The 17,083-nt window shown below is 47.3% G+C and carries 17 protein-coding genes; 1 reads left to right on the top strand and 16 read right to left on the bottom strand.

The features are described from left to right. Positions 1-40: 40 nt before the first annotated feature. From ybeD to leuS, 12 genes are all read right to left on the bottom strand, one after another. On the bottom strand, positions 41-307 hold the full coding sequence (gene ybeD / locus Q4Q46_RS15185) for a DUF493 family protein YbeD (protein ID WP_063883373.1): 267 nt from the start codon (positions 305-307) through the stop codon (positions 41-43). Positions 308-426: 119 nt separating this feature from the next. Then, positions 427-1,602: a serine hydrolase gene (locus tag Q4Q46_RS15190; RefSeq protein WP_106651376.1), complete on the bottom strand. Its 1,176-nt coding sequence runs from the start codon at positions 1,600-1,602 to the stop codon at positions 427-429. Between the two features lie 141 nt (positions 1,603-1,743). Then, positions 1,744-2,577, bottom strand: coding sequence for a septal ring lytic transglycosylase RlpA family protein (locus Q4Q46_RS15195; RefSeq protein ID WP_220590935.1), 834 nt, complete (start codon positions 2,575-2,577; stop codon positions 1,744-1,746). After that, positions 2,561-3,631, bottom strand: a complete 1,071-nt coding sequence (gene mltB, locus Q4Q46_RS15200) for a lytic murein transglycosylase B (RefSeq protein WP_311906381.1) — start codon at positions 3,629-3,631, stop codon at positions 2,561-2,563. The genes Q4Q46_RS15195 and mltB overlap by 17 nt, the downstream gene beginning before the upstream one ends. Before the next feature lie 16 nt (positions 3,632-3,647). Further along, on the bottom strand, positions 3,648-4,754 hold the full coding sequence (rodA, locus tag Q4Q46_RS15205; protein ID WP_106651373.1) for a rod shape-determining protein RodA: 1,107 nt from the start codon (positions 4,752-4,754) through the stop codon (positions 3,648-3,650). Further along, positions 4,751-6,607 carry a penicillin-binding protein 2 gene (gene mrdA, locus Q4Q46_RS15210; RefSeq protein WP_311906382.1) on the bottom strand — a complete coding sequence of 619 codons (1,857 nt, stop codon included), beginning with the start codon at positions 6,605-6,607 and terminating at the stop codon, positions 4,751-4,753. The genes rodA and mrdA overlap by 4 nt, the downstream gene beginning before the upstream one ends. 61 nt (positions 6,608-6,668) lie before the next feature. Beyond that, positions 6,669-7,139 (bottom strand): 23S rRNA (pseudouridine(1915)-N(3))-methyltransferase RlmH, encoded by a 471-nt coding sequence (gene rlmH / locus Q4Q46_RS15215; protein ID WP_006082752.1) that lies wholly within the window; start codon positions 7,137-7,139, stop codon positions 6,669-6,671. After that, positions 7,139-7,468 (bottom strand): ribosome silencing factor, encoded by a 330-nt coding sequence (gene rsfS / locus Q4Q46_RS15220; protein WP_106651371.1) that lies wholly within the window; start codon positions 7,466-7,468, stop codon positions 7,139-7,141. The genes rlmH and rsfS overlap by 1 nt, the downstream gene beginning before the upstream one ends. Before the next feature lie 107 nt (positions 7,469-7,575). Then, the gene (gene nadD, locus Q4Q46_RS15225) at positions 7,576-8,226 is read right to left on the bottom strand and encodes a nicotinate-nucleotide adenylyltransferase (protein ID WP_311906383.1); all 651 of its coding nucleotides are present in this window, start codon (positions 8,224-8,226) and stop codon (positions 7,576-7,578) included. Positions 8,227-8,250: 24 nt separating this feature from the next. Further along, a complete protein-coding gene (gene holA / locus Q4Q46_RS15230; protein ID WP_311906384.1) occupies positions 8,251-9,282 on the bottom strand; it encodes a DNA polymerase III subunit delta in 1,032 nt (343 codons plus the stop codon). 35 nt (positions 9,283-9,317) lie between these two features. After that, a complete protein-coding gene (locus Q4Q46_RS15235; RefSeq protein ID WP_006086960.1) occupies positions 9,318-9,812 on the bottom strand; it encodes an LPS-assembly lipoprotein LptE in 495 nt (164 codons plus the stop codon). A gap of 100 nt (positions 9,813-9,912) precedes the next feature. Beyond that, complete coding sequence (gene leuS, locus Q4Q46_RS15240; protein ID WP_311906410.1) at positions 9,913-12,492, bottom strand: leucine--tRNA ligase; 2,580 nt, start codon at positions 12,490-12,492, stop codon at positions 9,913-9,915. 121 nt (positions 12,493-12,613) lie between these two features. On the opposite strand from leuS, the gene Q4Q46_RS15245 reads away from it, so the two are divergent. Continuing rightward, positions 12,614-13,114: a zinc ribbon-containing protein gene (locus tag Q4Q46_RS15245; protein ID WP_106651367.1), complete on the top strand. Its 501-nt coding sequence runs from the start codon at positions 12,614-12,616 to the stop codon at positions 13,112-13,114. A gap of 89 nt (positions 13,115-13,203) precedes the next feature. On the opposite strand, the gene Q4Q46_RS15250 is transcribed toward Q4Q46_RS15245, so the two are convergent. From Q4Q46_RS15250 to corC, 4 genes are all read right to left on the bottom strand, one after another. Further along, a complete protein-coding gene (locus tag Q4Q46_RS15250; protein ID WP_311906385.1) occupies positions 13,204-13,863 on the bottom strand; it encodes a class I SAM-dependent methyltransferase in 660 nt (219 codons plus the stop codon). 216 nt (positions 13,864-14,079) lie between these two features. Beyond that, positions 14,080-14,583 (bottom strand): pilus assembly FimT family protein, encoded by a 504-nt coding sequence (locus Q4Q46_RS15255; RefSeq protein WP_311906386.1) that lies wholly within the window; start codon positions 14,581-14,583, stop codon positions 14,080-14,082. Positions 14,584-14,593: 10 nt separating this feature from the next. Continuing rightward, complete coding sequence (gene lnt, locus Q4Q46_RS15260; RefSeq protein WP_311906387.1) at positions 14,594-16,168, bottom strand: apolipoprotein N-acyltransferase; 1,575 nt, start codon at positions 16,166-16,168, stop codon at positions 14,594-14,596. Positions 16,169-16,174: 6 nt separating this feature from the next. Then, positions 16,175-17,050 (bottom strand): CNNM family magnesium/cobalt transport protein CorC, encoded by an 876-nt coding sequence (gene corC / locus Q4Q46_RS15265; protein WP_006082742.1) that lies wholly within the window; start codon positions 17,048-17,050, stop codon positions 16,175-16,177. Positions 17,051-17,083 lie beyond the last annotated feature (33 nt).

Genomic DNA, 17,083 nt, shown 5'->3' on the forward strand with positions numbered 1-17,083 from the left:
AAATGTAAGACAGATCACATTTCATGGCCTTGAGGAATATTTATAGTACGCGGCGTACGCCTTCTATGGCGGCAAGTTCTGTGTACAAAATTTCGATATGGTCTTTGCTGGTCACAGTCACGCGGATAGTAATGGAGTGATAGCTACCTTTGCTCGATGTTTTGGTCGATGGCGAATAATCACCTGGTGCATGTTTTTGGACCACAGCCACGACTTTGTCAGTTAGCGTTTCATGGGCTTCGCCGACGACCTTGAAAGGAAATGCGCAGGGGAAATCCATCAGTTCATCAAATTTAGTGCCTAACATAATCAGTACTCTTAGCTGTTTCAATGAAGTCTATATGGTGGTTATTATACCCGATTCAAGGGCGGCGGCAGCCAAAAAAATAAAGCCACCCTGAGGTGGCTTTATTTATATGGTTTAGCTTAGCTAAACCAACCAGAAAACAGTTGTTTAAAGTAATCAACTAATTTACTAAACCAGCTGCCTTCGTTGACTTCTTGCAATGTCACCAGTGGGAACTGGGCAATATCTTTACCGTCAAGTTGGAAGAATAGACGGCCAACCGTTTCGCCTTTCTTCAAAGGAGCATCTAATGGTTTAGTCAGTTCGAAGTTGGCTTTTAAGTCTTTACCACGGCCACGGCTAATAGTGATAGGAGTATCAGTTGCTACGCCTAAATCAACCGTGCTCTTGTCACCGTACCAAATCGGCTGAGTAATAAAGCTGTCGCCAGCTTTATAGGGGGTTACCGTTTCGAAAAAGCGGAAGCCATAGGTCAGTAATTTCTTACTTTCAGCTTTACGGGCTGATTCACTTTGCGTGCCCATTACCACTGAAATTAAGCGCATGCCGTCTTTGGTGGCCGATGCCACTAAGTTGTAGCCTGCACCTGAGGTGTGGCCGGTTTTAATGCCGTCCACGTTCATGCTGTTATCCCACAATAAGCCATTACGGTTGTATTGTTTGATACCATTGAAGGTATAGAATTTCTCGCTGTAGACGCGGTATTCTTCTGGTACGTCGCGAATTAACGCGGCGCCCAGTAATGCCATATCATAGGCGGTAGATTTGTGATTTTCTGCATCCAAACCGTGGGAGTTTTCGAAGTAGCTATCACGCATTCCAAGTTGTTTGGCCCATGAATTCATCATGTCAACGAAGGCGCCTTCAGTACCGGCTATGTGTTCGGCCATGGCCACACATGCATCGTTACCCGATTGAATAATGATACCGCGGTTTAGATCGCCCACTTTAACCGTAGTGCCGACTTCAATGAACATCTTAGAAGAGTCAGAGAAGTTTTTAGACCAAGCATTTTTACTGATAGTCACATCATCATCAACGGAGACATTGCCCGCTTTGATTTCTTGACCGATCACGTAACTGGTCATCATCTTAGTTAGACTGGCTGGGTTAAGGCTTTCGTAAGCGTTACTTTCAGCGATAATCTGGCCCGAATTATAATCCATCAATACGAACGCTTTGGCGGCTACTGAAGGTGCATCAGGTGTAATAATAGGCTGCGCAGCATAAACGGGGAGAGAGACACTGGAAATTAGCAGCAATGTTTTAATGGGACTTTTTACAAAATTCATCATTAACTTGGCACGTCTTTTAGTTGTATGAAATGGAAAGGATTCGAGAAGATCTTCAACAGTGTACCACTTTCCGACAGTGGGTTTTAGTGAAGGTTCCTTCATCTCTATTTTTAAATCAATTCTGATCAGAGCAAACGGTCATTATTCATGGACGATATAGCCCTCAGGAAACCCATTTTGCTTGACGTTATTGAGCAGCTTGTCGGCTAACTCAGGCTGACCTATGGGGCCGAGCTGTAGTCTAAACATATTGTTTGCCGCTTGTACACGGGTCTTGACCTGATATTTCTGTTCAAGATTCTTCGCCATGGCATTGAGTTTGGCTTTATCTTTGGAGGCCACTAACTGAATGTAATGATTACCCGTATCTTGAGCGCTGGCTACGGCCGAATTAGTGGCCGCAACACTGCCAATATAAACCACATCCAGTTTGATCCGCGCCGTACCTTTGCCGAGCATGCCGAGTTTATAGGCGGCGGCGTAGGAGACATCGAGAATGCGATCTGAGTGGAATGGCCCACGATCGTTGATGCGAATGATCACTTGCTTATTGTTCTCTAAGTTAGTGATCCGAGCGTAACTCGGCAGTGGCAGTGTCTTATGGGCGCCAGACATAGAATACATGTCATAGGGCTCGCCATTAGAGGTCTCGTAGCCATGGAATTTTTCACCATACCAAGAGGCGCGGCCAGTTTCACTAAAGCCTTGGCCCGTGTTCATCACAGTATAGGACTCACCGTAAACCGTATAAGGTTTGTTGCCACGGCGGCTATAGGGCTCGTACTTAGGCGTCGCGTTCGGCACATTATCCACATTCGGTGGGTTCAGTGGCAGCTTGTCATTCTTCAGCGAATAACGGCCCTTGTTCGGGTCCATATTTTTCTTGCTGGCGTTGTTTGGGCTCGAAGAACACGCCGCAAGGGCGAAGCACATAACTAAGGCGGCAAGCTGTAAAAGATTATTTTTTAGAGGCATGCTGTTCTTTTAATTGTTGGCTAAATTGATAAACGGCCATTGAATACAAAGGGCTACGATTATAGCGAGTGATCACATAAAAGTTATTTAAGCCAAGCCAGTATTCACTGTGATCGGCTTGTTCTAGCTCAATCAATAAGGCTTTTTGCGAAACATCTAAGTCCCGCGCATCGGCGAGGGCTAAGGTCGGCGTTAAAATATCTGCAACTTTATAGTTCAGCTTTTCACCTGCCCACACTTTCGCTTTAGGTGCTGCTTTGCTGTTATTGGCTAACGGTAAAGCGACCGGCGCATTGGCTTGCCAACCGTGTTCATGGAAATAATTGGCCACACTGCCGATAGCATCCTCTGGACTTTGTAATAGATCGCGATTGCCGCTGCCATCGAAATCAACCGCGTAATGGCGGTAACTTGAGGGAATAAACTGCCCATAACCCATAGCACCCGCGTAGGAGCCCTTGAGGGTATCGATATCTAAATGTTCTTCTTTCACTAACTTCATTAACTCGCCAAATTCCTTACGGAAAAAGGTGGCGCGCGGCGGATAGTGAAACCCTAAGGTATAGAGGGCATCAATCACAGGATAATTACCCGTGTATTGGCCGTAGAAGGTTTCAATGCCGATAATGGCGACAATAATCTGTGGGTCAACGTTGTACTTAGCCGCGGCTTTCGCGATGGTTTTCTCGTGTTTTTTCCAAAAGGCGAGACCAGCGTCGAGGCGTTTCTCGGTTAAGAAGATGGGATAATACACATGCCAAGGTTTTGCTTCCCATGGGCGGGTCATTGCATCGATAACCCCTTGGTTGTATTTTGCCTTGTCGAGAAAAGCGAGCACTTCTGCACGAGTAAAACCTTGTTTTACTTGAGCTTGGATAAACTCTTCTTTGAGTTCTGCGGGAATTGTGGGCGCGACTTCAGCGGCCGGCGCCACTGGCGTGCTTGGAACGGGTGCCTGCGCGGGTGTCGGTTCGTTCGCCGTGGTACAGGCGACTAACAATGAACTAAAACACAGTAAACCGAGTGGAGCTAAAAAAGCTCGGAGAGTAGGCATGAAAAGTCCCTAAAAATTATCTATCTACGAAACGTCTATGGGTATGAATGCTCATAAGAATGCCAAACCCTGTCATCAATGTCAGCATGGAGGTTCCACCATAACTGACAAGGGGCAGTGGTACACCTACCACGGGCAGGATACCTGAAACCATGCCAATATTCACAAAAACATAAACGAAAAAAGTTAGCGTGATACTACCGGCCAGTAGTCGAGCGAAACTGGTTTGGGCGCGTGAAGCGATGACTAAGCCGCGGCCAATAATATAGAGATACATAATTAACAGTAAGATACTGCCAATTAAGCCAAATTCTTCACCGATCACCGCAAAGATAAAATCGGTATGGCGCTCGGGGATAAATTCAAGTTGCGATTGTGTACCGTCGAGCCAGCCTTTGCCCCAAAGTCCGCCGGAGCCAATCGCGATTTTCGACTGAATAATGTGATAACCCGCCCCCAATGGATCTTGCTCAGGATCGAGTAAGGTTAATACCCGCGTTCTTTGGTAATCGTGCATCAAGAAATACCAAAGAATAGGCAGGAAGGCGAGTACTGCCGCGATAAAACCGCCGACAATGATCCAACTCATGCCCGATAAAAACAACACGAAAATCCCCGATGCGGCCACCAGAATCGAGGTTCCGAGGTCGGGTTGTTTCGCGATAAGCAGAGTCGGCACCAGTAAGATTACAGCAGCACCAGCAAGATAGCGTTTCTTCGGCGGCAGAGGGAACTTACTGATATACCAAGCCATTGTGATGGGGAAGGCAAGCTTAATCAGTTCTGAGGGTTGAAACTCCATAAAGCCTAAGTTCAACCAGCGTTGTGCGCCTTTGTTAATTTCACCGAAAAAATGTACCCCGAGCAGCAAGACAATCCCCGCCAGATAAATGGGTAGGGCCCAGCGTTTAAGCGCCTCAGGATTGATCTGAGCCATAGTGAACATAATGCCGAGCGACAACACCATACGGAATAGCTGCCGCTCCATCATCTCTAAATCTTCGCCGCTGGCAGAATAGATGACGAACAGGCCAAAGCCCATGACAGCCAATAGGCCGAGCAATAATGGCAAGTCTATGTGCAAGCGTTGCCAGATGTTTTGATATTGGCTATGGCTACTCATGGCTGCGGTTTCCAAGTATCTCTAAGCATATATTCATCGAGCATGGCGCGGGCGACTGGGCCAGCATTTGCGCCACCCCATCCTGCGTTTTCCATCACGACGGCGAGGACGATTTTAGGATCTTCGAAGGGCGCATAGGCCACAACTAAGGCATTATCGCGGAAATGTTCGGCAATTTTATTTGCATCATATTTGGTATTTTCGGCCACGCCAATGACCTGCGCCGTGCCGGTTTTCATTGCGGCTGTGTAAGTGGCATCAGTGAAACGTGACTTATGTGCCGTCTGGCGCATCGCTTCGTTAATGATATTCCAGTTACGGGGATTTTTAAGTTCGATTGGTGGTAACTCATTAATCGGAGAGTCAATTTTGGCAGTATTGTCTTTAATGGACTTCAGCAGATGCGGCGGGAAACGACGGCCCTTATTCGCCATAATGCCTACTGCATTCGCCAATTGTAATGGGGTTGCCGTCCAATAGCCTTGGCCGATGCCGACGGAAATGGTGTCACCTATGTACCAAGCTTGATTGTATTTCAAGCGTTTCCATTCTTTGGATGGCATGTTGCCAGCTGATTCTTCAAAGATATCGATACCAGTATTTTGACCAAAACCAAATTGTTCCATAAAGCGAGCAATATGGTCGACACCGACTTTATAGGCGAGTTCGTAGAAGAAGGTATCACAGGATTCAGTAATGGCACTGTAGACGTTAACCCAGCCGTGTCCCCAGCGTTTCCAGTCGCGGTACTTACGTTCAACACCAGGAATCTGCCAAAAACCTGGGTCCCATACGCGGGTGCTCTCGGTAATGACTTTTTCATCAAGCCCTAAAAGTCCAAGATGTGGCTTGATGGTTGATGCTGGCGCATATTGGCCTTGGGTTGCACGGTTGATCAAAGGTCGTGATTTATCATTGAGCAAGGCGCTGTAATCTTTGTTATTAATCCCTTGCACAAATTGGTTTGGATCATAGCTTGGACTCGAGACCATAGCTAAAACCCCACCATCACGGGGATCGATTGCGACAATAGAACCACGCAAACCTGTGAGTAGCTCAACCGCTTTTTGTTGCAGCTTGAGATCTAAGGTCAGGTAAATATCTTGTCCCGGCTCTGGCGGTACTATTTTTAAGGTACGAATTGCGCGGCCGCGGTTGTTCACTTCTTCTTCTAAGTGACCCGGTTTGCCATGCAGTAGGGACTCATAAAACTTTTCAATGCCTTGCTTACCAATGTCCTTGGTGGCCGCATAGTTTTTCCACAGATCGCTGCGCTCTAACTGGGCTCTGTCTCGGGTGTTAATTTTGCCAACATAACCCAGCACATGGGTGATTTGCGCGCCGTAGGGATAATTACGCTTCAGACCCGCTTCGACGGAAATGCCTGGAAATTTATGTTGGTTAACACTGAAAATCGCCACTTGCTCTTCGGTGAGCTGGTTTTTGAGCGTCAGTGGTTTGAAGCGGCGATGAAATTTCAGCGCTTCGGTAAAGGTTTCGCGTTCATCTTCACTGATCTCAATTAACTTGCCGAGCTCATCTAAGGTCTCTGACATGTTACTGATTTTTTCAGGAACCAGATCGAGGGAATAGAAGGGTAAGTTTTCGGCTAACAGCACGCCGTTACGATCGTAAATGAGGCCGCGACTAGGAGCAATGGGAACAACACGAATGCGATTATCATTCGAGCGAGTTGCATAATCCTTATAGGATTCAACCTGTAAATGATAAAGGTTGGTGACTAATACGCTTAATAGGGCGAAAACGCAAAAAAAAGTGAATAGCGCTCGGCGCTTAAAAAGAGACGCCTCGGCGGCGTGATCATGCATTGTTATCCGCTTTTTTGGCGACACTTATGCTATCTCCGGCTGATCCCATGACGGGTGGTTGACACTCGTTAACATCAAGATCCCGCTATTCTCTATGGTAGGGGTGATTCGTGTTCACGCTCCACGCGCGGTACAAACTTTCGGCGACCACAACCCTAACTAAGGGATGAGGTAAGGTTAATGCCGATAGGCACCAACTTTGGTTTGCCGCTTCTTTGCAAGCTGGCGCTAATCCTTCAGGTCCGCCGATCAGTAAACTGACGTCGCGACCATCGAGTTGCCATTTAGTCAACGCGGTTGCAAGCTCGGGGGTCGTCCAGTTTTTTCCGGGGAGATCTAAGCTAACAATATGATTGCCTTTGGGAATGGCCGCCAACATTTGTTCGCCTTCTTTTTGAAGGATCCGGACAATGTCGGCATTTTTCCCCCGCTTTCCAGCGGGTATTTCGATAAGCTCCAGCGCCATATCACGGGGAAAACGGCGCTGGTATTCTTCGAAACCACGGGTAACCCAATCGGGCATCCGTGTTCCTACTGCGATGAGCTGTAACTTCATCAGTCTTGCTTTTCTGACCAGAGCTTTTCAAGCTGGTAGAAATCACGGGTTTGATCTTGCATAACGTGCAGGATCACATCGCCCATGTCCACAAGAACCCATTCGCTGCTTTCGCGGCCTTCAACACCTAAAGGTGGAATACCGGCTTGCTTCGCTTCAACCACAAGGTTTTCAGCGATAGCTTTAACGTGAGTCTTTGATGTACCTGAACATATGACCATGTAGTCAGTGATGTTAGATTGCTTGCTGACATCCAGAACAACAACGTCTCTGGCTTTTAAGTCGTCGATCTTGTCGACAACAAACTGTTTTAATTCCGCGCTCTGCACGCTGGCGTACCTCATTAATTTTAAATAGCGCGGTAGTATACCAGTGTTGCTTGCCGGAATACATTGCCATTGGCAGTTGAGTGGGCGATATCTGCTTACGTTTCGAGCTAAGGTAAGTAAAGTCGTTGATTTTGGATGTAATCTAGCGTGACGGGCATGAGTAAATCGGCGGGGATTTCGCCTTTTGCTAGTTGTTCACGAATGTGAGTCGAGGAAATATCCTGTGGCGTAATTGTCACAGGGAAAATCTGCCCACTGTTTTTATGGGTACTTTTAGCATGCTCTTCTTGTGTTTCTTGGGGCGCTTGACTGCGGGCCGTTAATATTTGCTGCATAGGATGCTCGGCATCGAGCTGCCAGCCCGGACGCTGGCAGACAACGAGTTGTGCAAAGTCGAACAAGCGTTGCCACTCATGCCAGCTTTGTAATTGGATGAAAGAGTCCATCCCCATGATAAAAAACAGTTCGTCTTTAGGATGTAAGGCTTTCAGTTGCTCAAGGGTGATAACTGTGTAGGAAGGCGTGTCGCGTTTTGCCTCGATATCGCATAGCTCAAAGCCATCCAGTTGCGAGCAGACATCGGCAACCATGTTAAGCCGCTGCGCTGTGGTTAAGTTGGGCTGCTGTTTATGGGGCGGAATATGGTTCGGCATTAGCAGGATTTTATCCAAGGCTAATGCGTGTTTCACTTCAATCGCCGGACGGATATGACCATAGTGTATCGGGTCGAAGGTGCCGCCTAAAATACCAATGCGCATATCAAATCTTTGGTTAACCTATGATTAGTCTATGGCTATATGTGCCAGATGCCGATGGGCTCGAGGATCAAATAACAGACACAGGTGGCTCAGCCCAGTCCAATCCTCTTTACCCTGCTGCTTTAAATTGAGCTCAAGTTTCGAAGCGAGGGCGAGCATATGTTCGAGTTGTTCAAGGCTAAGTCGTTGCAGCGCCGCTTGATACAGTGGCTTACGCTTATCCCAAATACGATGCTTACCCCAGAGTGCACTCAGTGCAACGCCTTGGGCTTGCTCGCATTTTAAATTGAATAACAAGCCGAGCTCTTTAAACAAGGCCCACAGCAGGATAGGTAAGGCTGTGCCTTCGCCATTGAGCTGGGCCAGCATGTGCTGCGCGCTATCCTGTTTATTATTCAGTAATGCATCCGTGAGTTGAAATACAGTGAAGCGCGATTGATCTTCAAAATAGTGGCTCAGTTCATCGGCACTGACGGGATTTGTTGGGCTTAGGAGTTGCAGCAACTGCATGGCTTGATCGGCAGCCAGTAAATTGCCTTCATACAGCGAATGCAGCATAGCACGCGCATCCGGCTGCAGATTGAGCTTAAAGTGCTTGATGCGGCCATCGAGCCAGCGCATAAACTGATCGCCCTCAGGCGTGGCGCAGGGCAGATACATGCCATGGGCATCTAAGGTCTTAAACCATTTACTGTTGGTTTGCTCTGTGGCGAGCTTTGGCCCTTCGATAATCAACAGCATATCGGGATTGGGCGTCTGCAATAGGGCTTGCAGTGTGCTAGAACCTTCGGCTCCGGGCTTAGCTTGGGGAAGCGTTAGCTCAATTAAGCGTTTACTGGAAAACAGGCTCATGGCCTGCCATTCCTGAGTCAGGTCGTTCCAATTAAAGCCCGTCTCTTGAATGAGTTGGACTTTTTCATCGAATCCCTGACGCTTGGCGAATTGGCGGATCTGATCTTTGGTGGTTTCAATCAACCAAGGATCATCACCAAAAATCAGATAACAAGGAAATAATTGGTTAAGGTGGCGGGAGAGTTGATCGGGATAGACTCTCATTTAGTCGATTATCCGCATTGAATTGATGGCCCGCATTAATTCACCTCAGTACTGGCCATCGCTTGCAGAATACGATCCGCAGCTTGGATACGCATTTCCTTCGTCAGCAATTCCATTTCACGACTCTTTGCTAATGCGGTACGGGGATCGTCTAAGTAGTCACGGCGAATTTCAACCTTGAAAGGCTGGGCTTCTTTGCCCGGCAATGCCACAGCAAATTCGACTAAATAAATCAGCTCATACTCGGCGACGTTACCCGTGGGATACAAAGATAAGGTCGAGCGTTCTAGAGAGTCGGTGATTAACCTTAATACTGGAACGTCATCGGCGGCGTCGACAACTTGGATATTGTTCAAGCGCAGGCGTTCACGTACTAAACGGGTGAGTTCGCTGTATTCATCCGCGCTGCTCAAACTTAAATGATTGAGGACATCGGGGATTTGATAACTGCGTTGAAGCTTAAAACCGCAACCGGCGCTAGTCATAATCACTAGTGCCATGATTGCGAAGCATATGCGTTTGATTAGCATAGATTTCGCGGTTTCCTATTCGTGGTATACCCTGCGGACTTGAAGTTGCAGCTATGCTGCAACTTCAATAGCTTTGAGTATAGCGAGTTATTAGCAGCCGTTAGTTAGCAACTATGCTAAGCAGTTTGCCCGGCACATAGATCACTTTACGCACCGTCAGGCCGTCTAGGTATTTGATCACGTGCTCATCACCCATACCTAAGGCTTCTACTGATTCTTTATCAGCATCGGCGGCCACTGTGATTTTTGCGCGAACTTTACCGTTAACTTGCACAACGATGAGTTTGCTGTCTTCAACGAGCGCCGCTTCATCAACGACTGGCCATTGGCTGTCTTCGATGTTGCTGCTGTTGCCTAACTCGTTCCACAGGTTAAAGCTCACATGCGGAATGATAGGGTACAGCAAACGTACTATGGCGGATAAGGCTTCGCCGATAATGGCGTTGTCTTGACCTGTGGTTTGTGGCGCTTTTTGCAGATGGTTCATCAGTTCCATCACGGCGGCAACCGCAGTGTTGAACATCTGACGGCGGCCGATATCGTCGGTCACTTTAGCAATAGTCTTGTGGACTTCACGGCGCAGCGCTTTTTGGTCACTTGTTAACGTGCTGACATCTAAGGCTTCGCTGTTATCTTGGTTCACATGCTCGTTTGCCAGTTTCCACAGACGTTTAATGAAGCGATGTGCGCCTTCAACGCCAGACTCTTGCCATTCCAGAGTTAATTCTGGTGGTGAGGCGAACATCATAAATAGGCGAACCGTATCGGCGCCGTATTTTTCGACCATAACTTGAGGATCGATACCGTTGTTTTTCGACTTAGACATCTTGCTCATGCCGGTATAAACCAGCTCATTGCCGTCTTTGTCGATAGCCTTAGTAATGCGGCCCTTGTCGTCTTTTTCTGTGGTCGCTACATCTAAAGGAGAAACCCATACACGGGCGCCTTTTTCGTTGATGTAGTAGAAAGCATCGGCCAACACCATGCCTTGGGTCAGCAATTGTTTGGCTGGCTCGTTAGAGTTAACCAGACCCGCATCCCGCAGCAACTTGTGGAAGAAGCGGAAATATAACAAATGCATACAAGCGTGTTCGATACCGCCAATGTATTGATCCACTGGTAGCCAGTAGTTGGCTTTAGCGGGGTCTAACATTTCGTCTGCATGCGGGCTACAGTAACGGGCGTAATACCAAGAGGATTCCATAAAGGTATCGAAGGTATCGGTTTCGCGCAGCGCATCTTGACCGTTGACTTGGGTTTTTGCCCATTCTTTATCGGCCTTGATTGGGCTTTGAATCCCGTCCATCACCACATCTTCTGGCAGTAATACTGGCAGTTGATCTGCTGGCGTTGGGATCACAGTGCCGTCGGCTAAGGTCACCATAGGAATAGGTGCGCCCCAGTAACGCTGACGTGAAACACCCCAATCGCGCAGACGATAGTTGACTTGGCGCTTGCCTTTACCTTCGGCGACTAACTTGTTAGCGATGGCATTAAAGCCTGCTTCAAAGTCTAAACCGTCAAACTCTCCCGAGTTAAACAGTACGCCTTTTTCGGTATATGCGGCTTCGCTAATGTCGACGTCGCCATCAACTGGCTTGATCACAGCCTCAATTGCTAGACCGTATTTTTTCGCAAATTCAAAGTCACGTTGGTCGTGCCCTGGAACTGACATCACAGCGCCTGTGCCATAGTTCATCAACACAAAGTTAGCTGCCCAAATTGGGACTTGCTTACCAGTGATCGGATGAATGGCGAAAAGCCCTGTAGCGACACCGCGTTTTTCCATAGTCGCGAGTTCGGCTTCAGATGTTGTGCTGTTTTTGCACTCATCGATAAAGGCGGCAAGCTCAGGATTGGTGTGCGCGGCGATTTCAGCTAATGGATGACCTGCGGCAATCGCCACATAGGTTACGCCCATTAAGGTATCTGGACGTGTGGTATAGATATCGAAGCTTTTATCGTGGCCTGCGACGCCGAAGGTCATTTCTACACCTTCGCTACGGCCAATCCAGTTGCGTTGCATGGTCTTAACCTGTTCAGGCCAGCCATCTAAGGTATCGATATCGTTTAACAATTCTTCTGCATAGGCAGTGATCTTAATAAACCACTGTGGAATTTCTTTTTGTTCCACAGGGGTATCACAGCGCCAGCAGCAACCGTCTTGAACTTGCTCGTTCGCCAGTACGGTTTCATCGTTTGGACACCAGTTGACTGAAGCTGTCTTTTTATAGACTAGGCCTTTCTCGTACAACTTAGTGAAGAACCATTGTTCCCAGCGATAATATTCAGGGGTACAAGTGGCGATTTCACGGCTCCAATCGTAACCAAAACCCAGCAGTTTCAGCTGGTTCTTCATGTATTCTATGTTTTCATAGGTCCATGGCGCAGGCGCTGTCTTGTTGTTAATCGCGGCATTTTCTGCGGGCAGGCCAAATGAGTCCCAACCGATAGGCTGGAGCACGTTTTTGCCTTGAAGACGTTGAAAGCGTGCAACTACGTCACCTATGGTATAGTTGCGTACGTGTCCCATGTGGAGTCTGCCAGAAGGGTACGGAAACATCGAAAGGCAATAAAACTTTTCTTTGTTTGCGTCTTCAGTGACTTCGAAGGTTTTGTTGTCATGCCAGTGCTTTTGCACTAAGGCTTCAATTTCTGAGGGATTATATTGCTCTTGCATCACTCTATTTCCGGCAGTGCCGCCTATTATTTGATCTAACGCCATATCAGCGCGAGTAAGATCTGCATAGAATAAACTAGAAGCGATGCATTAAAAAGGTTCGTATGAAGGAGTATTGATTATGAATGATAGAAGTAACGTGTTACTAGGACTGTATCAAGCCTTAATTGCCGAAGTTAAATCTCAATTTTCAGAAGATAACACGCTGACTGCAAAGAATTTATTTAAATCTGTCACTCAAGGAAAGGAGTTTTTACGCCTTAAACAACAGGCAGGGGAAGATGAACTCGCTTTAGTCGAACAATTCTTAAAGCGTGATATAGCGAGTTTTCTGCGTGAACAAAATGCAGATAGTCTGAGTCATAGCCCCACAGTGATTACTTTGGAGAATACACTTTGGCATTGGCTGAGTGAAATCACCGACCGCAGCCAAGTTGAATGGCATGAGCTAGCGCAAGATTTTAAGCATCATGGTTACTATCAAAGTGGTGACATAGTGAATCAGGGCATCATGGTATGCACTAACTGTGGCAATGAAATGAGTATTGAATTTCCGGGACCTATACCCGACTGCCCAGAGTGTGACCACGAGGAATTTACCCGCGAGCCGCTAACGCCTTAATGATCCTATTCCATTAAAACGACGCTTCTGCGTCGTTTTTTTTGCTCAATTAAACCGAAATCACCGCTATCTCGGTTAATCAGCCAATATCAACTGTTCGTACGACAGTAACTGAGGATTTGGCCATCGAAAGGCGCCAATAAGAATTCAGTGTGAATGGGTTTATGTTGTGTATGCTCGTAACCTAATGCCACCATGCGTTTACTGAATTTGGCATGATTACCACGGCCGGGATCGACTAAGACTACATCGCAAACTGGTTTAGCATGCTGTTCTATAAATTGTGATAACAGATCGGCATGCTCTTGTTCATATAAAAGATCGCTACCAATGATCAGATCAAATAAGCCTAAATTAGTTTCTGCATCTGCCCAGCCAGTGCGCACAAACGGGATCGCCCGGCCATGATTTAAATCGACATTTTGCTTAAGGAAATTCTCTGATTCTGGGTGATAGTCGGTTGCTGTGATATCGGCGTGCCTATGGTTAAGCACTAGACTCGCGAGCCCAATACCGCAGCCCACCTCAAGAATCCGCTTATTGCCAATCTTGTAGTCTGCCATGTGGTGCGAGAGCACTTGGCTCGATGGCCAGACTATGCCAAATAACGGCCAAGTTGCGGAGGAAATACCGAGCTTTTCGGCTTCGCCATCGATGTCTTCAAATTCCTGATTGTCTCTTAGGGTTCTGACATGAATATCGAGATCGCCAAACTCGTGGGTTTGGTAGCGCACGCGAAGCAGTGCCATAGAGTTGCCTTGATGTGTACCTTGGTTAAGGAACGAGGTAATGGTACCAATCTATTGGCTATGCAGGCACAGCAACAGTAACAGCAACAGTAACAGTAACAGTAACTATGATTGGTATAAGGCCACGTCTAATCGTTCACCTTAACGTGGAACGCGCAATCAGCCTAATGTATTCGCAGACATTTGCGGGATAACACAGGTTAATTGAGTGTCAGCCTAACAACCTTGGGTGTTGATATCATATAGCGGCGGGGTGTTGGCATCGCTGGCTTGGGTGTAGCGGAAATAGCATTGATCGTCATTTACTAAGGTATTGTTGTTAAGATCGTAACCTATGTAAGTGATATCAACGCCTTGATATTGAATGATGAGCTTATCATCTGAGGTGATCCAGTTTTCCACATCGGTATTATCGAGGTAACCCCATTTCAATCTGGTATCGGGCGTGCCATCACCATTGAGGTCGATATCAATAATATCATCGCGGCCTGCAACGGCTTGGCTTCGCAGGCTGGGCATTTGGTTTTTTGAGTAGGCCAGCGTGTTGGCAGTTTTTACGCTGGCCTGTAATTGGCTCAAGGTTTGTACCCGAGCTTCTTTACTCAAACCGATAAATTTAGGCGCGGCAATGACAGCCAAGATCCCAAGCACAATAATGACCACAACCAGTTCAATCAAGGTAAAGCCAGCCGCATCTTGTTTATTGATTGGGTAATGCATGGTCTCTATCCTATTGCGCTTTAAAACGTCGGGCAAGACCAAGCAGAACGATTAAACCACAGAGCAGTAGCAGGGGTGTTTGGCCTAATATTGCGAACCAAGTTTGGCCTGTCACCAAGGGAATGGTTGCGCTTAGTACACCTGTTTCAAACTGGGGTAAGGATGCGGTGATATTGCCCTGTTCATCGACTACCGCTGTCACGCCGTTGTTGGTTGCCCGCAATAGAGGGCGCCCCAATTCAACTGCGCGCATTTGGGCGATTTCCATATGCTGTAATGGGCCGTTTGAACTACCAAACCAAGCGTCATTTGAGACAGTTAACAGTATATCTGTCCCTTGATTAACGCTGTCGCGTAATTGCTCGGGGAAGGCAATTTCATAACAAATGGCGGGCGCGATTTTATGGCCTAGGGCACTTAGATTCGGCTGCTGGTATTCGCCTCTGGCAAAGGAGGACATAGGCAAATTAAAGAAAGGCGCAATCGGGCGAAGTAGCGCTTCAAACGGCACAAACTCGCCAATCGGCAACAGATGATGTTTCTTAAATTGATTGCTGCCATCGCCCTCATAGTCAGGGCCAGCTTGTTGTTTCTGATTATGATTACCAAGCACAATCAATGAATTATAAAACTCATTATTTTGATGGCTAATAATGCCAGTGATGATTGAGGTATGGTTTAGATTGGCGACTTTATTGGCGTTATCTAAAAAGTCCTGCACCATAGATTCTGGCGCGGGAACTGCCGCTTCTGGCCAAATAATGATATCGGCATCCAAATGTTCGCGGGATAAATCCATGTATTTTAAAAGGGTCGGCCACAGGGCGTCGGGTTCCCACTTCATGCTTTGGGGAATATTGCCTTGCACCAGTGCCACTTTAACATTTTCACCCGTAGGATGAATGTCGGAAACCTTAGGTGCAGCCCAAACAGCCAGAATGCTGAGTGGCAATAAAAGCAGTAAACTCTTATAACGCTTAGTAAAACAAAGGGCTAATGCACCAGCTAGCATGGCCAGCACAAAGCTTAACCCGAGTGCGCCTATGATACTGGCAAGGGGTTTAAGCGGCCCTTGGGTTTGCGAGTAACCTGCCCATAACCAGGGGAAACCTGTCATCACCCAGCCACGAGCCCATTCGGTCAAGGTCCACAGGGCGGGGAACAGGGCGAGATTACGCCAAAGGCTAAACGTGGTTTCGCCATTTTTACAGAGTGTTTTAGTTAACCAAGCCAGCGCTAAACCTGTTAGTGCCGGATATAAGGCTAAGTACAAAGCCAACAAGGCCATCAAGCCAACAGAGGCGATGAGCGGCATACCACCAAAGGTATCCATACTCACATGTACCCAACTGATCCCTACGGCAAAACAGCCAAACCCAAAGCTTAACCAATAGTAAAAGCTCGCCTTAGCGTCAAGCGCTCGGCTATGCCAGAGGGCAATCGCCATGGCAAACGGATAGATTATCCAAATGGAATAGGGCGCAAATGAAAGCGCCGTACTGGCGCCAAGGGCAAATGCCAGTACGAGTCTCAAAGCACTAGGTCGGGACTTTTGTTGGGCAAAAGCCCGGATTTGTTTTAGCACGAGTGATTATTCTACGTCTTCGCCAGTATTAGGATCGGGGAGTTTAACTCTGAGTTGGATTAAACGCCTTGTGTCAGCATTGATAACTTTAAATTCAATGCCTTCAATTATGATGCTCTCGTTGCGTTCTGGCAGATGGCCAAAGGCGTGTGAGACTAAGCCACCGACGGTATCAAACTCTTCATCGCTGAATTCAGTATTGAATTCTTCGTTGAAATCTTCAATTGGCGTCAAGGCCTTAACCATATAAACCGTGTTGCCGACTTTGCGGATCTCGGTTTCTTCTGTGCTATCGTGGTCGAATTCGTCTTCAATCTCACCGACAATTTCTTCCAAAATATCTTCGATAGTCACCAGACCTGACACACCGCCGTATTCATCGACCACAATCGCCATATGGTAGCGCTGTGAGCGAAATTCTTTTAGCAATACATCAACGCGTTTGCTTTCGGGTACAACCACAGCAGGACGGATCACGCGGTCCAGTGAGAAGGGCTCATCACTGTTGGAGAAACCGTAAGGGATCAAATCTTTAGCAAGCAAAATGCCTTCGATATGGTCTTTATCTTCGTTAACGACGGGGAAGCGCGAGTGACCTGAACCAATCACTGTGGCGAGTAATTCTTCGACCGAGTTGTCTATCTGGAGGGCGACAATTTGAGCTCTTGGGATCATGATATCCCGAACACGCATATCAGAAACGTCTAATACACCTTTTATCATCTCGCGGGTGTCTTGAGTGATCAGATCGCGCTGTTCTGCACCATCAATCACATCGACTAAATCTTCGCGATTTTGAGGTTCGCCCTGAAATAGCTGACTTACTCTATCAAACCAACCTTTCTTGTGGGCGTTCGTACTCGGGGGGATATCGTCACTCATAGTTTTCTCATTAGCTTTTGATAGGGATTATCT

The sequence above is a fragment of the Shewanella vaxholmensis genome, assembly GCF_031932135.1.
Classification (GTDB): Bacteria; Pseudomonadota; Gammaproteobacteria; order Enterobacterales; family Shewanellaceae; genus Shewanella; species Shewanella hafniensis.